This is a genomic window from Kyrpidia sp., from assembly GCF_023512215.1.
In the GTDB taxonomy this organism is placed as follows: domain Bacteria; phylum Bacillota; class Bacilli; order Kyrpidiales; family Kyrpidiaceae; genus Kyrpidia; species Kyrpidia spormannii.
On the sequence record NZ_JAILZZ010000117.1, the window covers coordinates 1 to 2165 of the forward strand.

3 protein-coding genes are annotated in these 2165 nt (G+C 54.9%); all 3 read right to left on the reverse strand.

Translation table 11 applies throughout. The features are described from left to right. Positions 1 to 185: 185 nt before the first annotated feature. Positions 186 to 1028, reverse strand: a complete 843-nt coding sequence (locus tag K6T64_RS16715) for a flagellin N-terminal helical domain-containing protein (RefSeq protein ID WP_288011360.1) — start codon at positions 1026 to 1028, stop codon at positions 186 to 188. 237 nt (positions 1029 to 1265) lie between these two features. Continuing rightward, positions 1266 to 1505 carry a carbon storage regulator CsrA gene (gene csrA / locus K6T64_RS16720; RefSeq protein WP_288011363.1) on the reverse strand — a complete coding sequence of 80 codons (240 nt, stop codon included), beginning with the start codon at positions 1503 to 1505 and terminating at the stop codon, positions 1266 to 1268. Continuing rightward, the gene (gene fliW / locus K6T64_RS16725; protein ID WP_288011365.1) at positions 1493 to 1969 is read right to left on the reverse strand and encodes a flagellar assembly protein FliW; all 477 of its coding nucleotides are present in this window, start codon (positions 1967 to 1969) and stop codon (positions 1493 to 1495) included. Before fliW ends, csrA begins: the two co-directional genes overlap by 13 nt. Positions 1970 to 2165 lie beyond the last annotated feature (196 nt).

The following is a 2165-nucleotide window of genomic DNA, read 5'->3' on the forward strand; positions in this document are numbered from 1 at the left end:
GCCGTGGGTTTGCCTCCGGCTTCCTTCGGATTCCGCCTCGCAGCGGACACCCTTGCCTTTGGCTAGCAGACTCGTGCGCCTCGCCTGCAGTGGACTTTCACCACCCAGTCAACGCCCATGCCGGGCGCACACAAATGTTGGCAAGAGCCGGTCTCTAATAGAGACCGGCTCAAGGAAAAGATACGTTAACGGAGCAGTTGGAGAACCCCCTGGGGCAGTTGGTTGGCTTGGGCCAACATCGCTTGAGAAGCTTGGAGCAAGATATTCTGCTTCGTGTAATTCATCATCTCTTTAGCCATGTCCACGTCGCGGATCCGCGATTCAGCAGCAGTCAAGTTTTCGGACGAGGTCTGCAAATTATTGATAGTATGCTCCAACCGATTTTGGTAAGCCCCCATATTCGCCCGTTCTTTGGATACTGTATTGATGCCGGAATTAATATTAGCAATGACTTTAGCAATCGCGTTTGAGAATGGGTTTGTAGAGTTCGCAATACTGGTTAATTTAATCCCAGAGATTTTTGTGCCTAAAATTACACTAGCAACCATTTTATTGATCGAGAACTGAATTGTTTGTCCGCTATTAGCACCCACCTGAAAGCTAATCTTGACGTTGTTGCCCAAAAGATTCATCGTGTTAAATTGTGTCTGGCTGGCAATACGGTTGATTTCGTTAAACAACTGTTGCATTTCACCGCTGATTTTTGCACGGTCTGATGTGGTATAGGTGCCATTCGCCGCCTGCACCGCCAATTCGCGCATTCTCTGTAAAATACTGGTAGTCTCGTTTAGTGCCCCTTCCGCCGTTTGAATCAGCGAGATGCCGTCCTGGGCGTTGCGCTGGGCCTGATCCAGCCCGCTAATCTGGGCACGCATCTTTTCGGAGATGGCCAACCCCGCCGCATCGTCTCCGGCCCGGTTGATCCGGTACCCGGAGGACAATTTCTCCAGGGATTTCTGCAAAGAGTTCGTGTTCGTAGTCAACCAGTTGTACGCATTCAACGCCGGCAAGTTGTGATTGATGATCACCTTTCCGTCACCCTCCCTAGTGATGTTCGACCCGACCGCTTCCGTGCGCACCGGCGACCGACCGACTGTCGGCCGTCAGCCAATCGGTCACTATGTCAATCGGCCACAACCTTGGATTCGTTAACAGTACAAAGCGTTAATTTACGAGGTTTAAAGCAAAAAAAGGGGAAAATCGAGCCTGATCTTTCAATGACTAAATCCCCATATCACCGCTTTTTTTGAAATGTTCTGCTGCGCTTATTTTCGTTCCATGCGATCCTTCCACACGGCCACGATCCCTCCTGCGTTCGGGGCCCGCTCGGCGGCCGACCGGTTTTCTTCCCGAATCTGCAGGAAAATTTCTTCCCGCAAAATCGAAACGGCCCGCGGGGCTTCGATCCCGAGGCGTACAACATCCCCTCTCGTTTCCAATACCACAACGCGAACGTCCTCCCCGATCACGATGGCCTCGCCGGCGCGGCGACTCAAGACGAGCACGGCACACCAACCGCCTCGCCCTTCGGAAACAAGGGATGGCGAATGCTGTACGGCGATTCCAGGGGCACACACTGAACCCCCCGTTGCCTGGGCACGTCGATCACCAGGGGAGCCCGCAGATTCACGGTGGCCTCCCACGGGTTGTCGGGCACCCGGACAATGGCCAGAAGAACAATGTCCTGGGCCCGGGCACCGGAAAGGAGGTCGTCGGGCACCTCCACCTCATAGTCGGGAAGAATCAGGAAGGGGTTCACCACCAAGAAAGTCGGAGCCTCCTCGCCGACGCCGACCAAATGAAACCATCCTTCCCCTTCCGGCACAGGCTGCAGGGAAAAGAAACGGGTCTCCGGAAACCCCGGAATCCCCTGGGCGAACTCAATCACCGGAAAATGCCGGGCATCCGGTTCGTTTTGCGCGACTCCAATCGGACAGTCATCCTCTTGATGAGAACATCGCGTCGCCATGCCCTTTCCTCCCGAAATCCAGTGTTAGTGGGTGGCTCGGTTGCCCGACCCCTTCCCGCCGTCCCCGGTCGCGTCATCCGCCGTAATCAAGCGTACCGGTCCACCATGACTCCCGGCGGCGGAGGAGGGATAATTCGAAGGGACGGGTATCGCTGCATATAGACCTGCACTTCCCCCGGGCTGAATGTGATTTCCG